This window comes from Xylophilus ampelinus (assembly GCF_003217575.1).
GTDB lineage: Bacteria > Pseudomonadota > Gammaproteobacteria > Burkholderiales > Burkholderiaceae_C > Xylophilus > Xylophilus ampelinus.
The window spans coordinates 1-7160 of record NZ_QJTC01000040.1; the positions used below are offsets into that span (position 1 = coordinate 1).

At 71.1% G+C, this 7160-nt stretch carries 8 protein-coding genes; 7 read left to right on the plus strand and 1 reads right to left on the minus strand.

Annotated features, from left to right (window positions below; genetic code table 11):
* The first annotated feature begins 123 nt into the window (after positions 1–123).
* Together DFQ15_RS16450 and DFQ15_RS16455 are read left to right on the plus strand one after the other, a co-directional pair.
* Positions 124–849: a DUF2848 family protein gene (locus DFQ15_RS16450; protein WP_110467000.1), complete on the plus strand. Its 726-nt coding sequence runs from the start codon at positions 124–126 to the stop codon at positions 847–849.
* Positions 850–1021: 172 nt separating this feature from the next.
* Positions 1022–2401 (plus strand): amidase, encoded by a 1380-nt coding sequence (locus tag DFQ15_RS16455; RefSeq protein ID WP_110467001.1) that lies wholly within the window; start codon positions 1022–1024, stop codon positions 2399–2401.
* Between the two features lie 41 nt (positions 2402–2442).
* Here DFQ15_RS16455 and DFQ15_RS16460 read toward each other — a convergent pair whose 3' ends face one another.
* A complete protein-coding gene (locus DFQ15_RS16460) occupies positions 2443–3366 on the minus strand; it encodes an AraC family transcriptional regulator (RefSeq protein WP_110467002.1) in 924 nt (307 codons plus the stop codon).
* A 100-nt stretch (positions 3367–3466) separates the two neighbouring features.
* On the opposite strand from DFQ15_RS16460, the gene DFQ15_RS16465 reads away from it, so the two are divergent.
* From DFQ15_RS16465 to DFQ15_RS16485, 5 genes are all read left to right on the plus strand, one after another.
* Positions 3467–4729, plus strand: coding sequence for an MFS transporter (locus DFQ15_RS16465; protein ID WP_110467003.1), 1263 nt, complete (start codon positions 3467–3469; stop codon positions 4727–4729).
* 268 nt (positions 4730–4997) lie between these two features.
* Positions 4998–5111, plus strand: coding sequence for an SRPBCC domain-containing protein (locus DFQ15_RS18260; protein ID WP_158529091.1), 114 nt, complete (start codon positions 4998–5000; stop codon positions 5109–5111).
* Entirely contained in the window at positions 5108–5461 is a 354-nt protein-coding gene (locus DFQ15_RS16475; protein ID WP_158529092.1) for an SRPBCC domain-containing protein, read from the plus strand. The genes DFQ15_RS18260 and DFQ15_RS16475 overlap by 4 nt, the downstream gene beginning before the upstream one ends.
* A 47-nt stretch (positions 5462–5508) precedes the next feature.
* Positions 5509–6534 carry an XdhC family protein gene (locus DFQ15_RS16480; protein WP_110467005.1) on the plus strand — a complete coding sequence of 342 codons (1026 nt, stop codon included), beginning with the start codon at positions 5509–5511 and terminating at the stop codon, positions 6532–6534.
* An 85-nt stretch (positions 6535–6619) separates the two neighbouring features.
* Complete coding sequence (locus DFQ15_RS16485) at positions 6620–7003, plus strand: gamma-glutamylcyclotransferase family protein (RefSeq protein WP_110467006.1); 384 nt, start codon at positions 6620–6622, stop codon at positions 7001–7003.
* The last annotated feature ends 157 nt before the right edge of the window (positions 7004–7160 follow it).

The window sequence follows — 7160 nt, forward strand, 5'->3', positions numbered from 1 at the left end:
CGGCGTGCTGCCCTTCATGGGCGTCTACATGTTCGCCATCGTCGTGCTCATGGTGTTCCCGGCAATCGCGCTGTGGCTGCCGACTTATTTGATGTAGCCCCGTTCCCGACCCAGGTTCTCACCATGTCCCACGTTCTGCATTTCGCCTGCGAATCCGTCGAGGCTGACGGAGGCCGCACCAGCCGCACGCTGTCCGTGGTGCCGATCCGCTTCGCCATCGCCGGCTGGACCGGCCGCGACGCCGCCGCCATCGACCACCACATCGAGGAGTTGGCCGCCCTCGGCGTGCCCCGGCCCTCGGCCGTGCCGCTCTACTACCGCGCCGGCACCACGCTGCTGAGCCAGTCGCCGCTGCTGGAAACCCTGGGCGACGACAGTTCGGGCGAGGCCGAGCCGCTGCTCTTCTTCGCCGCGGGCGAATGGTGGCTCAGCGTCGGCTCCGACCACACAGACCGCAAGGTGGAGAGTTACTCGGTCGCCGTCTCCAAGCAGATGTGCCCCAAGCCGGTGGCCACCGCCGCGTGGCGCTGGCGCGACGTGGCCGATGCGCAGGATGGCATCGTGCTGCAGTCGCGCATCCACGAGAACGGCGCGTGGGTCGATTACCAGCGCGGCACGCTGGCGTCGATCCGGCCGCTGGCAGGACTGCGCGACGGGTTCTTCGGGCCTGGCGGTGTCGATGCCGCCGAGGGCAGCTTTCTCTGCTGCGGTACGCTGGGTGCCTTGCCCGATTCGCAGGGCCGCGGCATCCGCCCGGCGGCGCAAATGGAGATCGCGCTGCGCGACCCGGTGCGCCAGCGATCCATCGTGCACCGCTACACCGTGGAGTCGCTACCCGTCGTCGCCTGACGGTGCGAGGGCCGGCGCTGCGCAACCCCATGGTGCAGCGCCGGCCCTCGCCGTGCGGACATACGGCCGGTCGTCGCCGCACACGCGGCTTGCTCGCCACGGTTCTTCCCTGTCGTCCCCGAGCGTGTGCCGGTCGATATCTCTCGCCACGCTCGCTTCTACCCCGCCCGCCATGACCGACACCATCGCCACGTTCCGCGGCCGCATCGCCCGGGGCGATACCACCCACGAAGCCTGCGTCGCCCAGGCGCTGGAAGGCGCTGCGTCGCCCGCCGCGCAGCATGTGTTCACGGCGGTGTATGCCGACGCGGCCCTGGCCGCCGCCCGCCATGCCGACGCGGCCCGGCGGGCCGGCGTGGCCCTGCCGCCGCTGGCCGGTCTGCCCGTCAGCATCAAGGATCTGTACGACGTGACCGGCGAGGTCACGCAGGCCGGCTCGGTCGTCTGTCGCGATGCAACGCCGGCTTTGGCCGACGCGGTGGCCGTCGCACGGCTGCGCAGGCAGGGCGCTGCGCTGGTCGGCAAGACCAACATGACCGAGTTCGCGTTCTCCGGCGTGGGCATCAACCCCCACTACGGCACGCCGCGCAATCCGGCCGATGCGGCGGTGGCGCGCATTCCCGGCGGATCTTCGGCAGGGGGGGCGGTGTCGGTGGCGCTCGGCCTGGCCGTGGTCACGCTCGGCTCCGACACCGGCGGCTCGATCCGCATCCCGGCGGCGCTCTGCGGCATCGTCGGCTTCAAGAGCACCCAGTCGCGGGTGCCGCGCACCGGGGCGTTCGAACTCTCCCGCTCGCTCGACACCGTCTGCGCCATGGCCCGGTCAGTGGAAGACTGCCTGCTGGCCGACGCCGCCATCGCCGACGCGCCGCTGGCGGTGCGCCGCCGCCCGCTGGTCGGCCTGCGCCTGGCGGTTCCGCAGAAGCTGATGTTCGACGGCATCGAGTCCGCCGTGGCCCGTGCCTTCGACCGCGCGCTCGGCACCCTGTCGAACGCCGGCGCGATGATCGTCGAGATTGCCTTCGCCGAGCTGGCCGAAATCTCCAGGCTCAACGCCCCCGGCGGCTTCTCGGCCGTCGAGGCCTATGCGATGCACCGCCACCGCCTGGCCGAGCGGCTGGACGGCTTCGACGCCCGCGTGGCCCAGCGCATCGCCCTGGGCGCGCAGGCCAGCGCCGCCGACTACATCGCGATGCAGGACGCTCGCCGCGACTGGATCGCCCGGGCCGAGGCGCGGCTGCAGTCCTTCGACGCGCTGCTGTGTCCCACGGTGCCCCTGGTGGCCCCGCCCATCGCCGACCTGCTCGCGACCGACGAAGCCTTCTTCAAGGCCAACGGCCTGCTGCTGCGCAATACCTTCGCGATCAACTATCTCGACGGCTGCGCCTTCAGCCTGCCGTGCCATGCGGCCGGCGAACTGCCGGTGGGCCTGATGCTCTCGGCCGTGCGGGGAGACGATGCGCGGCTGGCGGCGGTGGCGCTGGCGGTGGAGTATGCGCTGGCAGGCGATACCGACCGAGGATACCGGCGATGCCATGCGCATGCATCGTGATGCTATTGATTCGATAGCTAGTGGCCGGCTCTGCACGCCGGCTACAGCCCGTTTCTATTCTGAAAATGCCGTGGCGACCGCCCCATGGCCGCGCGGAACATCGCGGTGAAGGCGCTGTCGCTGGCGTAGCCGCTGGCGGCGGCCACATGGGCGACCGGCATGCCGCGGGCCAGCAGGGGCAGGGCGTGGGCGAGCAGCGCCTGCTGGCGCCATTGCTGCCAGCTGATGCCCAGTTCGCTGCGGAACAGACGGGCGGCGGTGCGCTCGCTCGCGCCTGCGGCGGCGGCCCATTCCGCCAGGTTGGCGGGGCGGGCGGGGGCGCGCAGCACCGCCTCGCACAGCGCGCGCAGGCGCTTGTCGCCGTGCTCGGCATGCGGCATCGGCACGCCCATGCGCAGTCGCGGTGCGCGGGCCAGCTCGTCGCGCAACAGCGGGGCGATCATCCGTTCGCGGCGGCGGCATTCCGCCAAGTGGGCGGCGCCGCCGGCCGGGCCCGCCGTGCCGTCGGGCGTGCTGTCGAGGGCGAAGGCCAGGGCGTGCAGCAGAGGGCCCATCTCCAGCACCACGCAGCGCTGCCAGGCCGGGTCGGCCGAGGGCGGCTGCGGCACCAGGTACACCGTGCGCAGTTCGGCATCCTCCACCACGGTGATCGAATGCTCCATGCCGGCCGGCACCCAGGCGGCGCGCGAGGGCGGCACGATGAGGGTGCCGCCCTCGGTGCTGACCCGGATCACGCCGGTGGCCGAGAAGGTGAGCTGCGGCCAGTCGTGGCGGTGCGGCACCACGACGGTCTCGGCCGCCAGAGGCCGCTGCTTGGCGCGCACCGGCCGGTCGGGCGTGGGCACGAACAGGTGCGGCGTGAGGGAGCCGACCTGGGCGCCGGTGCTGGCGGCCGGTGCGCGGGCACGGGCTCGGGCGCGAACCGGCGGGCGGGCTTGGGCTGGGGTGCTGGATGTTTTTGGCATGTTCTCGATGGAAGTTGGCCCTTCGTCGCAATTCTGCCGCGCGATCGGCGCCTACGATCGCCGCTCCTCTTCTTCTTTCGCGTGCGCCGCGCACCCTGCCATGGCCTCAGCTACCCATTCCGCACCCACCGCCGCTCGCGATCCGGCCGAGCGCGCGGCCTTCCGCAAGGATGCCACCCTGATCGGCCTGGTGGGCGTGGCCCACGGCATCAGCCACTTCAGTCAGCTGCTGCTGGCGCCGCTGTTCCCGTGGCTCAAGACCGCGTTCGGCGTGGGCTATGCCGAGCTGGGTTTCGTGCTGACGGTGTTCTTCGCGGTGTCGTGCATCGTGCAGGCGCTGTCGGGTTTCGTGGTCGACCGCTACAGCCCGCGGCCGGTGCTGTTCGCGGGCCTGGGCATGCTGGCGCTGGCGGGCTTCGGCTATGCGATGGCGCAGAACTACTGGATGCTGCTGGGCAGCGCGGTGATCGGCGGCATCGGCAACGGCGTGTTCCACCCGGTCGATTACACGCTCTTCAACCGCAAGGTGGCGCCCACCCGGCTGGGCCATGCCTACAGCGTGCACGGCATCACCGGCAGCCTGGGCTGGGCGCTGGCGCCGGCCTTCGTGGTGCCGCTGGCGGTCGCGTTCTCGTGGCGCGTCGCGCTGGCCTCGGCCGGGGTGCTGGCGCTGGTGGTGCTGGCGGTGCTGTGGGTCTACCGCCGCCACCTGGCGCTCGACAAGAAGGCGGTGCTGCAGGCCACCGGACACGACGCCCTGGTGGAGGGCAAGTTCGACTTCCTGCGCATCCCGGCGGTGTGGATGTGCTTCGGCTTCTTCTTTTTCTACGCCGCATCGCTCAGCGTGGTGCAGGCCTTCGCGCCCGAGGCGGCGCGCCAGTTGCACGCGGTGCCGGTCGCGCTGGTGGCGATGTGCCTGACGATCTACATGGTGGCGAGCGCCGGCGGCATGGTGCTGGGGGGCTTCCTGGCCTCGGACCCGACGCGCTGCGAGCGCATCGTGGGCATCGGCTTCGGCCTCGCGGCCCTGATCGCGCTGGCGCTGGGCCTGCTCGACATGCCGCCGCTGGCGGTGCCGGTGCTGTTCGGAGCGATGGGTTTCTCGGCGGGCATCTCGGGCCCGTCGCGCGACCTGATCGTCAAGCGCTCCACGCCGCCGAACGCGACCGGCCGCGTCTACGGCGTGGTGTACGCCGGCCTCGACATCGGCCAGGCGACCGCGCCGCTGCTCTTCGGCGCGCTGATGGACCATGGCCGCTTCCGCGGCGTGCTGGTGGGCCTGGCGGTGGTGCAGGGGGTGCTGATCGTCAGCGCGTTCAATGTGCGCAAGGCGCGGCGCACCTCGTCGCTGGTGCCGGCTTAGAGCGGCTAACACAACCCTTCTGGCGTCGTTGCCGCACCTTGTCGTACTACTCGTACTGTCTGCGATGCGGCGCCTAGCCAGAACCGCTTCGCTGGGTTGTGTTAGCCGCTCTTAGAGCGTGTTATGCACTGTGTGGAGGTGGCGGCGGATCCGCGTCGCATGTTTGTCGCGGCGCTTCGAGCCGATGTCGCCCCTGTCGGCGCCGATGCAGCCGCCGTCCCCTTCGTCAGACCGGATCGGAAAAGAAAAGCACAGGGAAGGACCCCCTATGGATCTGCAAGGCAGCCATCCGATCGACGCCACGCCGCAGCAGGTGTGGGAGGCGATGAACGATCCTGCGGTGCTGATGGCCTGCATCCCGGCTGCGACACCTGCGACGTGACGGCGCCCGGCGTGTTCGAGGTGAGCGCGGCCTTCAAGATCGGGCTGCTGTCGGCCCGCTTCGGCGGCACCATCTCCCTGACCGACGTGGAGCCGCCGCACCGCTACACGATCGATGTCGAGGGTCGCGGTGCCGCAGGCTTCGGCCGCGGCCTGGCCCGGGTGGTACTGGCGGATGCGGTGGCACCGCGCACCGGCTGCACTCTGCGGTACACGCTGCAGGTCGCTGTGGGCGGCAAGGTGGCGCAGGTGGCGGGGCGTTGGCTGCGCAGCACCGCCGAGGCGCTGGTCGGCAAGTTCTTCCTGCGATTCGACAAGGCTTTGCAACAAAGGCTCCGCAACCCGGCCTAGCCGACCACAATCGTGGCAAACACAGCGAATCACTGGCTCCCCACGACATGGAAAACATCGATCTCACCGTACTGCGCACCCTGCGCGACTGGCACCTGGACGGCCGGCGCGCGCTGCTGGCCACCGTGGTCCGCACCTGGGGATCGTCGCCCCGGCCCGTGGGCTCCACCCTGGCGCTGCGGGAAGACGGCGCGGTGGTCGGCTCGGTCTCGGGCGGCTGCATCGAGGACGACCTGATCGACCGCCATGCCCGCCGCGACGGCATGCCCACCGGCGCGCCCACCCTGGTGCGCTACGGCGTCAGTGCCGACGAGGCCCACCGCTTCGGCCTGCCCTGCGGCGGCACCCTGGAGCTGCTGCTGGAGTACGACCCCGACGCCGCGGCGCTCGTGGAGCTGGTGCAGGGCCTGGAGGCCGGCCGCATGGTGCGCCGCCGGGTGGCGCTGGCCGACGGCGCGGTGCAGCTGGACGGCACCGCAGAGCCTGCCGCGCTGGAGCTGGATGCCGGGAGCCTCGCCAATACCTTCGGCCCCGAGTACCGGATGCTGATCATCGGTGCCGGCCAGATGGCCGAGTACCTGGCGACGATGGCGCGCTTCAGCGGCTTCGCCGTCACCGTCTGCGATCCGCGCGAGGAATACCGCGGCAGCTGGTCGGTGCCCGGCGTGGCGCTGACCGCCGAGATGCCCGACGACACGGTGCGCGCTTTCAAGCCCGACCGGCGCAGCTGCATCGTGGCCCTGACGCACGACCCGAAGCTCGACGACCTTGCCCTGCTGGAGGCGCTGCACTCCGAGGCGTTCTACGTCGGCGGCATCGGATCGCGACGCAACAACGCGGCGCGGCGCCAGCGGATGGTGGATCATTTCGACGAGACCGAGGCATCGCTCTCCTCGCTGCGCGGCCCCATCGGCATCTATATCGGCAGCAAGACCCCGCCCGAGATCGCGGTGAGCGTGATGGCGGAAATCCTGGCGGTGAAGAACGGCGTGCCGCTGCCGCGCGACATGGAAGTGGGCACCGCCAAGGACGTGCGCGAGGCAGAGCCCGACGCCTGGCTGCGCGCCGCCTGAACACCTGCGTGCAAAGTGCGCGAGGCAGGCAGGGGTGCTGGGGCTACAGTAGGGCAAACCGCCACGACGCCACCGCGCGACCGCCATGTCCACAACTTCTTTCGACGCGCTGGAACACCTTTTCTCCTACGGCACGCTGCGCATGCCCGCGGTGCAGCTGGCCACCTTCGGCCGGCTGCTGCAGGGCCATGCCGACACGCTGCCCGGCTACCGGCTCGACCAGCTGGAGATCCGCGACGCGGCGGTCATCGCCACCAGCGGCATGACGCACCACCCGGTGGTAGTGGCGACCGGCGACCCCGCCGACTCCGTCGCGGGCAACGTCTTCGCGATCACCGCCGACGAGCTGGCCCAGGCCGACGACTACGAGGTCGACGACTACCGCCGCGACCGGGTGCGGCTGGCCTCGGGCGAGCTGGCCTGGGTGTATGCGGACGCCCGCATCCCGCCGCCGCCGCCGATCGAGTGATGCGGCACCGGCTGCACCGCGCTGCGGTGCAGGCGGCCAGCGTCTCGCTCGGCTCGGGGTGCCTTCGATCGATTCGAGGCACCTCGGGTCGGGGAGCGGTCGGGAGTTGAGCACGGTCCCGACGTGCATGCCGCGACCGACTGACACCCACACGACG